General features: G+C 35.3%; 16 protein-coding genes. 8 read left to right on the plus strand and 8 right to left on the minus strand.

Going from position 1 to position 17552, the window contains the following annotated elements:
* Positions 1-125: 125 nt before the first annotated feature.
* The 4 genes from ffh to C8N37_RS21215 all read right to left on the minus strand — a co-directional run bounded on the left by ffh (position 126) and on the right by C8N37_RS21215 (position 4619).
* Positions 126-1463: a signal recognition particle protein gene (gene ffh / locus C8N37_RS21200; RefSeq protein ID WP_108160797.1), complete on the minus strand. Its 1338-nt coding sequence runs from the start codon at positions 1461-1463 to the stop codon at positions 126-128.
* Positions 1464-1617: 154 nt separating this feature from the next.
* Positions 1618-2301 carry a zinc metallopeptidase gene (locus C8N37_RS21205; protein WP_108160798.1) on the minus strand — a complete coding sequence of 228 codons (684 nt, stop codon included), beginning with the start codon at positions 2299-2301 and terminating at the stop codon, positions 1618-1620.
* Positions 2302-2519: 218 nt separating this feature from the next.
* Positions 2520-3110 carry an RNA polymerase sigma factor gene (locus C8N37_RS21210; protein WP_045753617.1) on the minus strand — a complete coding sequence of 197 codons (591 nt, stop codon included), beginning with the start codon at positions 3108-3110 and terminating at the stop codon, positions 2520-2522.
* 237 nt (positions 3111-3347) lie between these two features.
* A complete protein-coding gene (locus C8N37_RS21215; protein ID WP_108160799.1) occupies positions 3348-4619 on the minus strand; it encodes a serine hydroxymethyltransferase in 1272 nt (423 codons plus the stop codon).
* Between the two features lie 398 nt (positions 4620-5017).
* Here C8N37_RS21215 and C8N37_RS21220 point away from each other — a divergent pair, with 398 nt between their 5' ends.
* The 7 genes from C8N37_RS21220 to C8N37_RS21250 all read left to right on the plus strand — a co-directional run bounded on the left by C8N37_RS21220 (position 5018) and on the right by C8N37_RS21250 (position 12590).
* Entirely contained in the window at positions 5018-5371 is a 354-nt protein-coding gene (locus tag C8N37_RS21220) for a HesB/IscA family protein (protein ID WP_045753615.1), read from the plus strand.
* A 236-nt stretch (positions 5372-5607) separates the two neighbouring features.
* Positions 5608-9021 carry an isoleucine--tRNA ligase gene (gene ileS / locus C8N37_RS21225; RefSeq protein WP_108160800.1) on the plus strand — a complete coding sequence of 1138 codons (3414 nt, stop codon included), beginning with the start codon at positions 5608-5610 and terminating at the stop codon, positions 9019-9021.
* 3 nt (positions 9022-9024) lie between these two features.
* Positions 9025-9411: a TraR/DksA family transcriptional regulator gene (locus C8N37_RS21230; protein WP_045753613.1), complete on the plus strand. Its 387-nt coding sequence runs from the start codon at positions 9025-9027 to the stop codon at positions 9409-9411.
* Between the two features lie 60 nt (positions 9412-9471).
* Entirely contained in the window at positions 9472-10122 is a 651-nt protein-coding gene (locus tag C8N37_RS21235; protein ID WP_108160801.1) for a lipoprotein signal peptidase, read from the plus strand.
* 62 nt (positions 10123-10184) lie between these two features.
* Positions 10185-11132, plus strand: coding sequence for a M20/M25/M40 family metallo-hydrolase (locus C8N37_RS21240; protein ID WP_108160802.1), 948 nt, complete (start codon positions 10185-10187; stop codon positions 11130-11132).
* Positions 11132-12049: an SDR family oxidoreductase gene (locus tag C8N37_RS21245; protein WP_244914498.1), complete on the plus strand. Its 918-nt coding sequence runs from the start codon at positions 11132-11134 to the stop codon at positions 12047-12049. The genes C8N37_RS21240 and C8N37_RS21245 overlap by 1 nt, the downstream gene beginning before the upstream one ends.
* 13 nt (positions 12050-12062) lie before the next feature.
* On the plus strand, positions 12063-12590 hold the full coding sequence (locus tag C8N37_RS21250) for an acyl-CoA thioesterase (protein WP_108160815.1): 528 nt from the start codon (positions 12063-12065) through the stop codon (positions 12588-12590).
* Between the two features lie 62 nt (positions 12591-12652).
* On the opposite strand, the gene C8N37_RS21255 is transcribed toward C8N37_RS21250, so the two are convergent.
* From C8N37_RS21255 to C8N37_RS21265, 4 genes are all read right to left on the minus strand, one after another.
* Entirely contained in the window at positions 12653-13060 is a 408-nt protein-coding gene (locus C8N37_RS21255) for an EVE domain-containing protein (protein WP_021188830.1), read from the minus strand.
* A 9-nt stretch (positions 13061-13069) separates the two neighbouring features.
* Entirely contained in the window at positions 13070-13420 is a 351-nt protein-coding gene (gldC, locus tag C8N37_RS21260; RefSeq protein ID WP_045753610.1) for a gliding motility protein GldC, read from the minus strand.
* Positions 13421-13546: 126 nt separating this feature from the next.
* Positions 13547-13786, minus strand: a complete 240-nt coding sequence (locus C8N37_RS22685) for a hypothetical protein (RefSeq protein WP_146171115.1) — start codon at positions 13784-13786, stop codon at positions 13547-13549.
* Entirely contained in the window at positions 13786-15135 is a 1350-nt protein-coding gene (locus C8N37_RS21265) for a DEAD/DEAH box helicase (protein WP_108160804.1), read from the minus strand. The genes C8N37_RS22685 and C8N37_RS21265 overlap by 1 nt, the downstream gene beginning before the upstream one ends.
* A gap of 186 nt (positions 15136-15321) precedes the next feature.
* Between C8N37_RS21265 and C8N37_RS21270 the strand changes: the two genes are divergently transcribed.
* Positions 15322-17460 carry a S46 family peptidase gene (locus tag C8N37_RS21270; protein ID WP_108160805.1) on the plus strand — a complete coding sequence of 713 codons (2139 nt, stop codon included), beginning with the start codon at positions 15322-15324 and terminating at the stop codon, positions 17458-17460.
* Positions 17461-17552 lie beyond the last annotated feature (92 nt).

The following is a 17552-nucleotide window of genomic DNA, read 5'->3' on the forward strand; positions in this document are numbered from 1 at the left end:
CATCCTCATAAGATCTTATAATGGCAATAAAGACTATTTTAGAATTTTAATAAATCATATTCTAAAAAAATACCCTAAAAATTGTCAATTTTTAGGGTACAATGGATCTATCAATACGTTGTATCTTATTTACCCGGCATTTTAGGCATGTTTTTCATGAGTTTTGCTGCCATTGCTGGATTTGACATTTGTTTCATCACTTTGCGCATATCACCAAATTGCTTCATCAATTTATTTACTTCATTGATATCAGTACCTGATCCTTTTGCGATACGAATGCGTCTTTTTTGATCAATAGCATCCGGATTTTCTCTTTCAAATGGTGTCATGGAATCAATAATAGCTTCAATCGGTCTGAATGCATTATCATCCACTTCAATGTCTTTCATCGCTTTACCCACACCTGGGATCATCCCCATCAAATCTTTCATGTTACCCATTTTTTTGATTTGTTGGATCTGTGATTTAAAGTCATTAAAGTCAAATTTATTTTTGCGGATTTTCTTTTGAAGTTCGGCTGCCTGCTTTTCATCAAATTGTTGCTGAGCACGTTCTACCAAAGATACCACATCACCCATACCTAATATACGGGAAGCCATACGCTCTGGATAAAATACATCCAATGCATCCATCTTCTCGCCAGTACCGATAAATTTAATTGGTTTGTTGACAACAGACTTAATTGACAATGCAGCACCACCACGGGTATCACCATCTAATTTTGTCAAAACAACTCCAGTGAAATCTAATCGATCATTGAAAGTTTTTGCAGTATTAACAGCATCTTGACCTGTCATCGAATCGACAACAAAAAGAATTTCATGCGGTTGTGTAGCTTCTTTTACAGCGGTAATCTCCACCATCAAAGGCTCGTCAATCGCCAAACGCCCTGCAGTATCAATAATAACTACATTGTGCCCACTTCTTTTTGCTTCTTCAACACCTGCCTTTGCAATCGCAATAGGATCTGTTGAATTGCGATCTACATATACAGGAACACCAACTTGGCCAGCTAATACTTCCAATTGATCTATTGCTGCCGGACGATAAACATCACCAGCTACCAGTAATGGTTTTTTTCCTTTTTTATCTTTTAGATGTAGCGCTAACTTTCCTGAGAATGTTGTTTTACCAGCTCCATTTAAACCCGCAATTAGTATAACAGTAGGATTTTTAGAAACTTCTAATTCGGTAACAGTACCCCCCATTAATGCGGTCAACTCATCATTCATGATCTTAGTCAACAATTGACCTGGCGAAATACTTGTTAGTACGTTCTCTCCTAAAGCTTTTTGCTTAACGTCATCAGTAAATGTTTTTGCAGTTTTATAATTCACATCGGCATCCAATAATGCCTTACGAATTTCTTTCATCGTTTCTGCAACGTTGATCTCGGTAATACTACCTTGGCCTTTTAAAACCTTAAAGGCTCTATCTAATTTATCCTGTAAGTTCTGAAACATGATAATTGTAAGTCTATGCTAATATAAAAAGCAAAGTTAAAAAAATTGTCGGAAGCTGAAGCATATAGAATTCAATTCCAAGCGTTAAACATAAAAAAAAGCGAACATTTATAAAAACATCCGCTTTTTTATGCTTTAAATATACTTAAAGCAATTAATCTCTTCTTCCAAATAATAAGGAAGCATAATATAATAGGGTAACTAATGCACTTAAAGCCGCAACTACGTAGGTCATTGCTGCCCATTTTAATGCATCTTTTACACCATCATCTTCTGTTGCACTATAGGTTACACCATTGTTGCTCAACCAAGCTTTTGCACGATTTGATGCATCAAACTCTACAGGTAATGTCACAAAGCTAAAAATAGTTGTAATAGCCAATGCGGCAACACCTACTGCTAACACAATATAATTTTGTGAAAATGCCATCAAAATAACACCAAGCATCAACACCCAAGATGTTAATTTCGATGCGAAACTCACCATGGGCACCATCGCAGATCTAAGTCCTAGCCATTTATACGCCGTTGCATGCTGCACAGCATGACCACACTCATGTGCAGCTACTGCCGCAGCTGCTATACTTCTACCACTGTACACTTCTGGACTTAAATTTACCGTTTTATCGGCTGGATTGTAGTGATCACCTAAACGATCAGGAATGGAAACCACTTGTACATCATATATCCCATTGTCCGCCAACATTTTTTGCGCAATCTCTCCACCTGTTAATCCACTTGTCAATGGAATTTCAGAATATTTTTTAAACTTATTTTTAAATCGGGTTTGTACGATCAGGCTCACTACCATGATCCCTATAAATAAAATCCAATACATAATATTTTCTTTGTTTTAGTAAATGCTATATCAAAATACATTCCACCTTGCCATAACAGACAAAATTTCACACACTAATGTACTAAAATCCTCCATTAATCCATAATTGAACAATAAGTGAAACAAAAATATGACATTATTACAGATAAAGTCAAAATAAAATGGGATGAACTTCTGCAGTCCATCCCATTTTATTAATTATTATTTTTCAATATATCTTATCCGATCTGTAACATTAAACTTTGCCCTTCTATCATTTTTCTTAGGTTTGCTAATGCATATCGCATGCGACCTAAAGCCGTGTTAATACTTACCTCGGTTATATCTGCAATATCTTTAAAACTCATATCACAAAAATGTCTCATAATTAAAACTTCTTTTTGATCATCAGGGAGTTTTTGAATCATTTTCTTCAAATCAATATCCCTTTGCTCTTTGAGCATTTTAGATTCTACATTTTCATCACTGAAGTCTAACACATCGAAAATATCAAACCCCTCTGTATTGACAATATTTGGAGCTCTTTTCTCTTTTCTGAAATGATCAATGATCATATTGTGTGCAATACGCATCACCCAAGGCAAAAACTTACCCTCGTCATTATACTTACCGCCTTTTAATGTGTTGATTACTTTTATAAAAGTTTCTTGAAAAATATCTTCTGCAAGATATTCATCTTTTACTTTCATATAAATGGAGGTATATATTTTAGATTTGTAACGTTCTAACAAAGCTGCTAACGCTGTTTCTTTACCATCTAAATATATATGGATTAATTCTTGATCCGTTTTTTTATTTAAAACACTCATACTTCACCTATTTTTAGCAGTTACCAAATTAATTTAACTAAAACCTGTTCAAAAAAGTAAATGTATTCCGTATAGTAAGATATTTATGAAGTGATCAATTTTTGTATACTCAAAACAAGAGAAAATTATCGAGTAATCAAATTATTACAATGTTATTTAAGACTTTTTAACATTTGAACAAAAAAAGTGCCTTAATTCAAATCTAAGGCACTTTTTTATTTTTCAATATGTTATATTTTATTTGTAAAGTGGGAATGCAGCCATCAACTCTTTTACTTTAGAATGGATTTTAGCAAGTTCTGAATCATTAGAAGCATTTACAATTGCCGCATCAATTAATTCTCCAATTTGAAGAATCTCTGTTTCTTTAATACCACGTGTCGTGATCGCAGCAGTACCGAAACGAACACCTGAAGTAACGAATGGAGAACGGGAGTCAAATGGAACCATATTTTTGTTTGTTGTAATACCCGCTTTTCCTAAAACAGCTTCGGCTTCTTTACCGGAAATATCTTTATTGCGTAGGTCAACTAACATCAAATGGTTATCTGTTCCACCGGAAATTATCTTATAATCTCTTTCAACAAAGAATTGTGCTAGAGTAGCTGCATTTTTCTTAACTTGAACAATGTATTCCATATATTCGTCAGAAAGCGCTTCACCGTAAGCAATCGCTTTAGCAGCAATAGTATGCTCTAAAGGTCCGCCTTGTGTACCAGGGAAAACAGCAAGATCCAACAATTGTGTAATTGTACGAGTTTCGCCTTTTGGTGTTTTTACTCCCCAAGTATTTTCAAAATCTTTGCCAACCATAATCATACCACCACGAGGTCCGCGAAGTGTTTTATGGGTAGTTGTGGTTACGATATGGCAGTGAGGAAGTGGATCATTTAACAATCCTCTTGCGATAAGTCCTGCTGGATGAGAAATATCGGCTAAAACTAAAGCACCAATTTCATCAGCAACTTTACGGATACGTGCATAGTCCCAATCACGAGAATAAGCTGAAGCACCACAGATAATCATTTTCGGTTTTTCACGAAGTGCCGTTTCTTCTAATTGTTCATAATCAATTAGTCCTGTATCTTCTTTTACACCATAAAACAAAGGTTGGTAAATTTTACCTGAAAGATTTGCTGGAGAACCGTGTGTCAAGTGACCACCATGCGATAAATCAAGACCTAAGATTTTGTCTCCGGGCTTGATCGTTGCTAAAAATACAGCGGCATTTGCTTGTGCTCCTGAATGCGGCTGTACGTTTACCCATTCAGCACCAAATAATTGTTTTGCACGATTAATGGCAATAGTTTCGATTTCATCGACTACCTCGCAACCACCATAGTAACGTTTTCCCGGTAAGCCTTCAGCATATTTATTTGTCAAAACTGAACCTGCAGCTTCCATAACTTGTTTTGAAACGAAGTTTTCTGATGCAATTAATTCGATACCTTCTTCTTGGCGTTTAAGCTCATCAGCTATCAAATTGAAAATGGCTTGATCTCTTTCCATTGTTTTAATCTAGTATAAAATATGAATATTATGATTTTAGTCTACAAAGATAGTATAATACTTAAAAAAGGCTTCACAAAATGCCCTTTATTATTACAAAATATCACAAAAACAGCCTATTTATTAAAATATCATAAAATCAATATTCATAATTCGTAACGAACGTAAGGAAGATATCTGTGACTCCAATTGAAGAAGGTAAATATCTAAGCTTTCTAAATAAGGATCCTCACCCCTCGAAGCCGTATCCTAAAAATTAAATAATGCCTTAAGCCCTGTCTTACAAAAGTTAAGAACATGAACAAATACTGTGTTTAATCAATGTCATAAATTTGAAGCTGTCCTATTTTCTATTTAAATTATGTAATTTTGTTTAAGTTGGTTAAAATATTATCACGATGAGTACAGAGACTATAACAGAAAAAGCTCCCTTAACCTTAACTGAAGGAGCGATAAAGGAACTAAAAAAACTGAAAGATCAGCAAGAAATTTCAGATGATTTTGGATTACGTATTGGTGTTGAAGGTGGTGGTTGTTCTGGGATGAGCTATATTTTAGGATTCGACCAGAAAAAAGAGGGTGATAGCGAATACAGTATTGCAGGAATTAGAGTTTTTATGAATAAAGCACATGGCTTATATCTAGCGGGTATGGAAGTTGATTTTAGAAACGGTCTAGATGCACGTGGATTTACATTTAACAATCCCAATGCCTCCAGTACATGTGGCTGCGGAAGCTCCTTCTCTGCATAAGAATTTAAGATATAATCCAAAGCCCAATATTCTCTGGATATTGGGCTTTGTTGGTTTTAGAAAACCGTATCATCTGATCTATGCCAAAAGCTAAAATTTATTTTTTTGGCTAAAAACTACCTCAAACACGCTTAAAAGAGAAATATATATACCTTAAAGCCGTTCATTTTTTAACTTTCAGCTTTCAGCTTAATTGATTAAATTAGCGACCTTTAGAAAAAGAATACGAGACACCGATGTATAAAGAATATAAGCAGCTTAATTTGCCGGAAATAGGCAAAGAAATATTGACCCGTTGGGAACAGGAAAAAATATTCGAAAAAAGTATCACAAACCGTCCAGGAAACAAACCATACACTTTTTATGAAGGTCCTCCTTCAGCTAACGGTATGCCTGGTATTCACCATGTAATGGGTCGTACAATTAAGGATATTTTCTGCCGTTACAAAACTCTAAAAGGATTTCAAGTAAAACGTAAGGGCGGATGGGATACTCATGGGCTTCCAATCGAACTTGCTGTCGAAAAGAAACTAGGCATCACCAAGGAAGACATCGGTAAAAAAATAACAGTAGAAGAATATAATGATGCATGTCGTACAGAGGTGATGAAATATACTGATGTATGGAATGATCTGACTACTAAAATGGGTTACTGGGTAGATCTTGAAAACCCATATGTCACATACGAAAATGAGTATATCGAAACACTATGGTACTTGTTAAAAGAATTTTATAAAAAAGGTCTTTTATATAAGGGTTACACCATACAACCTTACTCTCCAGCAGCAGGAACTGGATTAAGTTCACATGAATTGAATCAGCCTGGTACTTATAAAGATGTAAAGGATACCACCATTGTTGCCCAATTTCGATTAATCAACAGTCAATTGCATCCCGCAATCGCTGCGCTGGTTGAAGATGTAGATGAAGATGTTGCGTTCATTGCATGGACCACCACCCCTTGGACACTTCCGTCCAATACCGCTTTGGTTGTAGGTAAAAAAATCAACTATGTAAAGATTAAAACTTTCAATCAATATACAGGCGCACCAGTTTCGGTTATCCTGGCAAAAGATTTAATTGCAAAACACTTCAAATCTGAGGGCAAAGAAGCTTCGTTTCAAGATTATAAATTGGGTGATAAGGTTATCCCTTGGGAAGTGGCCGCAACTATTACAGGTGAGGAGCTTGTTGGTTTACGCTATGAACAATTGATGCCTTATATTACTTCGGATGAATTGCAAGAAAAAGCTTTCCGTGTAATCCCTGGTGATTTCGTCACAACAGAAGATGGTACGGGAATCGTACACGCTGCTCCGACTTATGGTGCAGATGACTTTAGAGTTGCTAAAGAACAAGGTGTACCCGGCATTTTACTCAAAGATGAAAATGGTAAAGAAGTTCCGACGGTAGATCGTACAGGTCGATTTGTGAAAGAAATCACAGACTTTGCTGGTCGCTTTGTGAAAGAAGAATATTATTCAGATGCTGAGCGTGCTGATAAAGATTTCCGTCCTACTGATGTACTCATTGCGATCAAATTAAAAGAAGATAACAAGGCTTTTGATGTCAAAAAATACGAGCATACTTACCCCCACTGCTGGCGTACGGACAAACCTGTTTTGTACTATCCTTTGGATAGCTGGTTTATTAAATCGACAGCAGTTAAGAATGACTTAGTTGCGCTCAATAAAACGATTAATTGGAAACCTGAAGCTACTGGTACTGGACGCTTTGGTAATTGGTTGGAAAATCTAGTTGACTGGAATCTATCACGCTCACGTTACTGGGGGACTCCACTTCCAATCTGGCGTTCCGAAGATGAAAATGAAGAAATATGTGTAGGTTCAATGCCTGAATTAAAATCTTTATTAGAGGCTTCTTTAATATCAGATGTTTTATCAGAAAAAGAAAAAGAAACAAACAAATCATATTTAGATAAATTCGGTACGGAGCAACTTGACTTACACCGTCCATATGTAGACGATATCATCTTGGTATCCGATGCTGGTCAAAAATTATTCCGTGAACCAGACTTAATCGATGTTTGGTTTGATTCTGGTGCTATGCCTTATGCACAATGGGGTCTGGATTATGAAAAATTAGCAAATGGAGAAGCGCTACCTTTCAAAGATGGATATAAAGAAGCATTTCCTGCAGATTTCATTGCTGAAGGTGTGGATCAAACACGTGGTTGGTTCTTCACACTTCATGCGATATCCACGATGCTTCAAAAATCTGTTGCTTTTAAGAATGTGGTATCTAATGGTTTGGTTTTAGACAAAAACGGTAATAAAATGTCTAAACGCCTTGGTAATGGTATTGATCCATTTGCAACGTTAGATAAGTATAGCGCCGATGCAACTCGTTGGTACATGATCAGTAATGCATCTCCATGGGACAATCTAAAGTTTAACGAAGAAGGATTGGACGAGGTACGTCGCAAGTTTTTTGGGACTTTATATAACACGTATGCTTTCTTTGCTTTATATGCAAATATCGATAAATTCAGTTATACAGAAGCAGATATCGCGCTGGAGAATCGTCCTGAAATCGATCGTTGGGTCATTTCATTATTGAATAGTTTAACTAAAGAGGTAGATGAATATTATGCAGAATTCGAACCTACAAAAGCTGCTCGTGCCATTCAAAATTTTGTTGATGAGCACTTAAGTAATTGGTATGTTCGTCTTTGCCGCCGTCGTTTTTGGAAAGGCGAATATTCAGAGGATAAAATATCGGCATACCAGACCTTATTTACTTGTCTGGATACCATTGCCAAGTTGATGTCTCCGATCTCTCCTTTCTTTTCAGATCAATTGTATTTAGATCTGAATAATGCAACAGAAAAAGAAACGTTTGAATCTGTACATTTAGCTAATTTCCCTACATATCAAGAGCATTTGGTTGATAAGGACTTGGAAGAACGGATGTCCCTTGCTCAAGATATCTCATCATTGACTTTGTCACTGCGCAAAAAAGTAGGCATTAATGTAAGACAACCCTTAAATAAAATATTACTTCCAGTATTGGATAATAGTTTTCAAGAGCGTGTAGAAAAGGTAAAAGATTTGATACTTTCTGAGACTAATATCAAAGATATTCAATTCATTACGGATACTACGGGTATCATTAAGAAAAAAATAAAGCCAAATTTCAAAGCTCTTGGCTCGAAAGTTGGTAAAGACATGAAGTTAGTATCTGCAAAGATCAATGCACTTTCTATGGAAGAGGTGGCGAAATTGGAAAGCAATGGCGAAATTATGTTAGCCGAAACGCCGTATGTGATCCAATTAGCTGACGTAGAAATTATAGCAGAAGATGTTGCTGGATGGCAGGTCGCTAATTTAGCTAAATTAACCGTAGCGCTAGATATCCATATTTCTGAAGAATTAAAACAAGAAGGATTGTCACGAGAGTTGGTTAACCGTATACAAAACCTAAGAAAAGACAAGGGTTTTGAGGTTACTGACCGTATCCATGTTTTAGTTAGTAAAGATGCTGATATTGAGCAAGCCACGAATAAAAATTTATCTTATATTTGTACCGAAATTCTAGCTGATTCATTGAGATTTGAAGAATCACTAACCACTGGAGATAACATTGATATCGATGGTAAGGAATTGAATGTTTTAATCGAAAAAATTTAAATTATGGCAACTAATAACGAAAAGACACGCTATAGCGATTCAGAGCTACAAGAATTTAAAAGCATTATTTTAGAAAAATTAAGAATAGCGAAAGAAGAACTTTCGGCGTTGACTGCCTCGCTAAATAACAGTGATGCAAATGGTACTGATGATACTGCTGGCACATATAAAACATTGGAAGATGGTTCTGCTACGTTAGAAAAAGAACAAACCAACCAATTAGCAGCCCGTCAACGGAAATTTATAGACAATCTAGATGCAGCATTAGTGCGTATTGAAAACAAAACATATGGCATCTGCAGAGAGACCGGAAAATTGATTCAAAAGGAAAGATTGAAAGCTGTTCCGCATACGACATTAAGTATCGAAGCTAAAAACAAGCAGTATTAATATTATTTAAATACAAAAAGATAATGGTCTTTACTATCGGTAAAGACCATTTTTACAACTATGAAAGGCTATACTAAACCTGTAATTTTAATAATTCTAGTTCTTTTAATTGACCAAATATCAAAACTGTGGGTTAAATTAAATATGACCATCGGTCAAAGCTATGAAGTGATTGGTAAATTTGTACAAATTCATTTTATAGAAAACAATGGGATGGCCTATGGAATGGAATTTGGTGGCGAATTTGGAAAGCTCATGCTTACTCTTTTCCGTATTATTGCTGTTGGAGCAATCGGTTATGGCCTGCATTACATGGTTAAGAGGAAATATAATAGAGGATTCATTCTCAATATTGCTTTAATATTTGCTGGAGCACTTGGGAATATCATCGACTCTACTTTCTATGGCTTAATCTTTAGTGAAAGTACTTGGTATGATAAGGCAACTTTATTCCCTTCCGAAGGTGGTTATGCTACGATTTTTCACGGAAAAGTAGTCGATATGCTTTATTTTCCACTTATTGAGGGAACTTTTCCCTCTTGGTTACCAGTTTGGGGTGGTCAGGAATTTCTATTCTTTCGACCTGTCTTTAACATAGCTGATTCAGCTATATCTGTAGGTGTAATCCTAATCCTTCTTTTTCAAAAGAAATATTTTAAAGAAGAAAAGGAAGAGAAAACAAGTATCCATAGTGAAATTGTAGAAGATTAGAATGACTTCTTAAAGTCTTGAAAATTCAAGGCTTTTTTTATTCAATAACAATAGTTAAGACAATGAAATTAGAAATGAAATGGGCAATATTGGCGCTTCTAACTATTTTTAGTTTACCCAGCATTGCTCAATATAGCAATCCAGATTTAGTTAAAAAACATATTCATTACCTTGCAAGTGATAAAATGAAAGGTCGCGGAACAGGCAGTAAAGAAGTGTTTAAAGCTGCTGATTATATTGAAAAATATTTTAAAAAACTTAAACTTCAACCGTTAGGTGAGAGCGGATTTCGTCAATCGTTTGAAGCTAAGGTATGGAAAGTCAAGGTAAGTGATAGTATTCGTAAGGCAGATAACATCATCGCATTTTTAGATAATGGTGCACCTCTGACTATTGTTATTGGCGCTCACTATGACCATTTGGGAACAGGTCATCAAGGAAGTTCAAAAGATTCTTTAGGTGTTGGTAAAATACATAACGGAGCTGATGATAATGCTTCGGGAGTAGCTGGATTATTGGAGTTAGCGCGTTATTACAGTACAAATCATATAAAGGAAAGTCATAACTTTCTATTTATTGCATTCGGCGCAGAAGAATTGGGTTTAATTGGATCCAAATATTTTACTGAACACCCTACACTACCTTTAGATAAGATAACAGGAATGTTGAATATGGATATGATAGGAAGATTAAATCCAGAACAGGGGGTTGCTGTAATCGGATTTGGTACAAGTAAAAAGTGGCCAGAAATATTCGAAGGCATTACTCCAAAAATTAAATTCTATACTGGTCATGATGGAAATGGTGGCTCGGATCAGACTTCTTTCTACAAAAAAAATATTCCTGTTTTGTTTTTCCACACTGGTGGTCATCCAGATTACCATATGCCAACAGATGACCCGGATAAAATCAATTACAACGGACTTAATGGTATTATTGATTTCGAAGTCATGGTTATCAACAATATGTTAAAACAAAGTGGAAAACTAGAATTCCAATTCACAAATTAATGATGGTTGCCAACAAAGTGTTAATAACAGGTTCTAATGGTTTTTTAGGACAAAAGCTAATTGATCTCCTTATTAAAGACAATAAGTACGATATTTATGCAATTTCTATGCATGAAAATGATAATCCAAATAAGGAAAACTATCATTTTCAACAACTGGATTTAATGAATTCGGAACTTCTAAATAACTACCTATTAGAATTTAAACCTAATTATATTATTCATACTGCAGCTATCACAAGTGTTGAAGCATGTGAGGCTGATCAGGCTCTTTGCCAAAAGATGAATGTTGATGTTGTGGAGCAACTAGCTCAGTACTGCAAGCAAACAAATGCTTTTTTAGTACAGTTATCCACAGACTTTGTTTTTGATGGAAAAAATGGTCCTTATAAAGAAGAGGATTTGACTTATCCATTGAGTGAATATGGAAAGAGCAAGTTGCGTTCTGAACAAGTTATCCACAACACTGGATGTGCTTATGCTATTTTAAGAACAATACTGGTATATGGAATCAATGCAAACCCAAAACGTTCTAATCTAGTGCTTTGGGCAAAAGAAAAACTATCTAATAAAGAATCAATAAATGTAGTAAAAGATCAGTGGCGTATGCCAACTTTTGTTGATGACTTGGCAGAGGCGTGTATTTTAGCTATTGAAAAACGTGTAACTGGGATTTTCCACATTAGCGGAGAAGAAATGTTTACAATTGCAGAAGCAGTTTACCAAATTGCAGATTTTTGGAAACTGGATAAATCATTAATTTCTGAAGTAACAGCTGCAGAAATTAATCAATCGGAAAATCGTCCTCAAAAAACTGGTTTTATACTATCAAAAGCAAAATCAATCTTAGGTTATGAACCGACTCCCTTCAAAGTTAGTTTAGAAATAATTGATCAACAATACGGAATCTTCCGTTAATAATAAAAAAGAGATGAAGGATAAATGTGCAAAAGAATCGACTACGGTAATGAATGAATTGGTATTGCCAAATGATACCAATACATTTGGAAATTTGATGGGCGGTAGATTGTTATATTGGATGGATATCTGTTCGGCTATGGCTGCTCAGAAACATTGCAATAGTCCAGTGGTGACGGTATCTGTTGATAACGTCTCATTCAAAAGATCCATTCGATTAGGAGAAGTGGTTACCATCGAAGCTAAAGTTACACGTGCTTTTAATACTTCAATAGAAGTGAGAATGGAAGTGTTTGCTCAGAACTTACCCTTGGGTACTAAAGAGAAATCAAATGAAGCATACTACACCTTTGTTGCTATAGATGGACATGCGAAACCGCAACCTATTCCAAAAGTTATTCCTGAGACTGAATTGGAACACAGACTATATGACGAAGCGATGAGGCGCCGTGAATTGCGCTTAATCTTAAGTGGAAAGCTAGACCCTAGTAAAGCTACAGAATTGAAAAACCTAGTCAATCTATTTGACCATAAAGGTTAATTGAAAAAGCCTCAAATTTATCATTTGAGGCTTTTTCAATCTGATATGATTAGGAGTCACTATTACTCACTACCTAATGCAACTATACGATCAAACTCTTCTGCTTTTAACGGCATGACTGATAATCTTCCTTGACGAACTAAAGCAACATCTTGAAGAAATTCATCAGCTTTTATCTGTTCAAGAGTTACCGATTTTTTGAATGTTTCGACTGGAGCTAAATCGACAACGACCCATTTGGGATCTTCGGTGGTAGGATCTTGATAATATTCTTTTACAACTTTTGCTATACCTACTACTTCTTTGCCCTCATTGCTATGGTAGAATAAAACGAGATCACCTTCTTTCATTGCTTTGAGATTATTACGCGCCTGGTAATTACGTACACCATCCCAAAATGTTTGACCATCTTTGTTAAATTGTTCCCAGCTATATTTGAAGGGCTCTGATTTGACCAAAAAGTAATTCATATCAAAAAATTAGTTTTGCTGCTCCAATACTTCCATTTTATCTGCAAAATGTGCACAATAGTCACGTAAATCAGCAATGACTTTCTCTGCCATAGGATCTCCTCCAGAAGAACGAAGAAATGAATCGCCTAATGTCTGTAATGTTTCATAAAAAAAACGTTTCATTTCATCATAAGGCATATCTTTTGTCCACAAATCGATACGCATTGAATTTTTATATGCTGAATCCCATAATGCTAAAAACATGGCTTTTGCAGGTAATTCATCAGAAGATTCACCATCATTAGAAGACCAAGTAATTGTATTTGGAACATTGGTTTCGTCCAATTCAATCTGTAATTTTATTTCTGCTTTTTTCATTATAATATAATTTTTTTTAATAATGAGTGTGTGCTGATAGTTGTATTTATGAGCTCTTTTCACTCGGTTTTAAAGCCTATGAAGCTACTAAAAGCATATCCTTTTTATAAATGCTATTTAAAAAGTTTACGTTATTTTTATGATCAATGTCAATATCGCTACTAATACAATAAAAGCGAACTCATAAAGCCAAAGTTTTTTATCTTGTTTCATAATAATACGAAAGAAGATATCCACCAATAAAAGTACGACAAGTAAGCTGATTAGTGCTGTTACAGATAGCAATGGATTTTTATCATCCATATCTTCTACAAAATACCATGCTATCAGGCATGCCGAAACAATATTAATGGGCGTCAGTCTCACTATTTTGTTCTATAATTTCTTTTAGTCGAAGTTTTAGGACCTTTTTTATTAGACTTAAAACCTGAAGCTCGTTGTGACGCTTTTGCTTCTTTCTGTTTTATCACAAATTTCTTTTCATGAAAAGCTCCTTTAAAGTCTGGATCATCTTTTCGCTTTTGATTATCAATTTCTTTAGCAATAATCTGACGTTCGAAATACGGAGTTTCTTCTACAAAGACTTCATCTGGTAATGGTGCAACATCTACAGATTGACGCATTAATTTTTCAATTTTTCTGAAGTAGTGTTTTTCTGCATCATTACAAAAAGTAATAGCATCTCCAGAATTAAATGCACGTCCGGTACGTCCGATACGATGTACATAATCTTCTGTAACAATTGGTACTTCAAAATTAATCACATGGGATACATTGGTTACATCTAAACCACGAGCAGCTACATCTGTTGCTACTAAGATCCTAATATTTCCTTCTTTAAAAGCATTAATGGAGTTGATACGTGTATTCTGACCTTTATTGGCATGTATAACGCGTACTTGATCTTTTCCATATTTACGTTCTAAAAAAGCAAAAACATTATCAGCAACGGTTCTAGTTTTACAAAAAACAATCAGACGATGAAAAGACTCATCATCTTTCAATAAATGCTGTAGTAAATTTAACTTCGTCTTTTGGTTAGGAACAAAATACACCCTTTGACTGACAGTCGAGGCTGGTGTTGCTTGTTCAGAGACTTCCACAATAGTAGGGAAAGCTAAAAAATCACCAGCAATTTTACGAACCAGTTCACTCATTGTTGCCGAAAACAATAGATTTTGTCTTTTTCGGGGTACAACTTCTAAAATACGGTGAAGTTTAGAAATGAATCCCATATCCATCATTTTGTCGGCTTCATCCATTACTAGGAATTTCAACGATTTTACATTGATATGTCCCTCCAAGTATAAGTCTAAAAATCGACCTGGAGTAGCGACAATAATATCGACTCCTTTTTGTAGGTTTTCAATTTGCGTTTTAGGCCCCAAGCCACCGTATAATACTACAGTACGTAAATCTAGATATTTAGAAAATGTTTGGATATTTTCCTCGATTTGCATCGCGAGTTCGCGTGTTGGAGATAAAATCAATGCACGTGCATCTTGACCTTGTGCATACTTTAATTTCATTAATATAGGTAAGACAAATGCAGCAGTCTTACCAGTGCCTGTTTGTGCTACTCCCATGATATCTTGACCAGCAAGAATTGGTGTAATCGTTTTTTCTTGTATTTCTGTTGGAACCGAATAACCTGCTTCTTCAATTGCGTTCAAAAGCTGCTTATTCAATTTAAAATTTTCAAATGTTTGCTGCATTTTACAAAGGTAATGAAAAGCATTCACTTGCTTATCTTATGCTTTAAATGATTCTCAGATTGACGTAAAATTGACATAACTGTTTCATTATTATTTAAAAGTAGTTGTGAATAAAGCCACATTTTGAATTAAAGCAGAATTAAACCACCTTTGTAGTAAATAACTAAACTTTTTTATCAAGTTTGTATGAAAAAATTATGGATCTTTTTGCTGCTTATTACAGCAAGTTTGACCACATTTGCTGATGAAGGAATGTGGTTCTTAATGCACTTGAAGCGTCTGAATGAGGCTGATATGCAAAAGAAAGGATTGAAATTGACTGCTGAAGAAATTTATAGCATCAACAATTCTAGTTTAAAAGACGCAATCGTACAGTTCAATGGTGGTTGTACTGCGGAAATCGTTTCTGATCAGGGCTTAGTATTCACAAACCACCACTGTGGTTATGGAGCTATCGCCGAACTTTCGACTCCTGAGAATGACCATTTAACGAATGGATTTTGGGCGAAAACAAAATCAGAAGAGTTAAAACCAAAGTCGCTATTCGTTCGTTTCTTTGTACGCATGGATGACGTTTCAAAAAGAATTTTATCGTTAGTAAATGATAAGATGTCTGAGTCTGAACGTCAAAAAACCATCAATCAAGAAATTGCTAAAATCGAAAAAGAGAACAGCGAAAACGGTAAGTACATCGTTAATGTAAAATCATTTTACAATGGAAACGAATATTACTATTTCGTTTATCAAGATTTTAACGATGTTCGTTTGGTAGGTACTCCACCAAATAGTATTGGTAAATTTGGTGGTGACACGGACAACTGGGAATGGCCACGTCACACAGGTGATTTTTCTATTTTCCGTGTTTATGGTGACAAAAATGGTAATCCAGCAGAATATGCTCAGGACAACGTTCCTTTGAAACCAAAGCATTTTCTACCGATCAGCTTAAAAGGTTTTAAAGAGGGTGACTTTGCTATGATTTTAGGTTATCCAGGCCGTACCAATCGTTGGATGCCTGCTGGCGGAATCGATCAGAACGTAAAATTTGCTTACCCTGCATGGGTGGAAGCTTCTAAGACAGGGATGGATGCCATGAAAAAATACATGGACAAAGACCAAGCTGTTAAAATCAATTATGCTTCTAAATATTCTCAAGTAGCAAACTACTGGAAAAATCGTCAAGGAATGATCGATGCTTTAACTTTACATAAAACTGCCATTACTAAAGCGCGGGATGAAGCAAAATTCAATAAATGGGCTAATAAAAAAGAAAATAAAGCACAATATGGTGACGTTATTGCGACGATCAATGCTTATTATGCCTCAACTAATGAGAAGGCACGTCACGACAACTATTTAAGTGGTATGCTCCGCTCAAGTACGTTGGCAGCATTGCCATACTCTATTGGAAATGGTCTAGATATGTATGTGAAGTCAAATGAGGCAAAACGTAAAGAATTGCTTCCGAGACTACAAGCAGCTATTGCGTCTGGTTATGAGAAAATGCACTTACCTCTTGAGGAAGATGTTTTAATCGACGAACTAAACTTATATGCAAAAAAAGGTGGTAACATCGCTCCTTACATTTCAGAATTGGCAAGTAAAAACAATAATGATCTAACGTCGTATGTTCGTGAGGCAATCAAAAACAGTATTTTTGCTTCTGAGGAGCGTCTGAACAACTTCTTAAGTAACCCTACAGCTATTGCATTAGATAATGACCCTTTATATAAGTTATCTTCAGCTTTATTAAATAAATACCGCGAATCGTCGACTGCGGATAAAGATGCTGCTGATAAATTTGAGGCAGCACACCGTAAGTATGTAGCTGGTGTATTGGCATCAAATCCAAAAGGTAAATTTTATCCAGACGCAAACAGCACGTTACGTTTAACATATGGTTCTATCAAATCATTACCAGCAGATAAACGTAATGACGCGGCAGAGAACTACTATACGACTTTAAAAGGTACAATCGCAAAGTATAAAAAAGGAGACGAAGAATTTGATTTACCGCAGCGATTGATAGATCTACAGAATAGTAAAGATTATGGTCGCTATGCAGATAAAGCTGGACATCTTCCCGTTAACTTCCTAAGTGACAATGACATTACAGGTGGGAATTCAGGTTCTCCAGTAATAAATGGAAATGGTGAATTAATTGGCTTGGCTTTTGATGGTAATATCGAAGCAATGGCAGGTGACGTCATTTTTGACCACAAATTGCAACGCACGATATCTGTTGATATTCGATATGTTCTTTTTGTTATTGACAAATTTGCTGGAGCGACCAATATCATAAATGAATTAAAAATTGTAGAATAATAATATTTTACAATTTTTAACAGATTTTTTTCAGAAAAAATATTTTCTATTAAATTGGTTTTTGTATATTTATTGTGTTAATTAGAGTAATA

It is taken from the genome of Sphingobacterium faecium (assembly GCF_003054045.1).
Taxonomy (GTDB): domain Bacteria; phylum Bacteroidota; class Bacteroidia; order Sphingobacteriales; family Sphingobacteriaceae; genus Sphingobacterium; species Sphingobacterium faecium.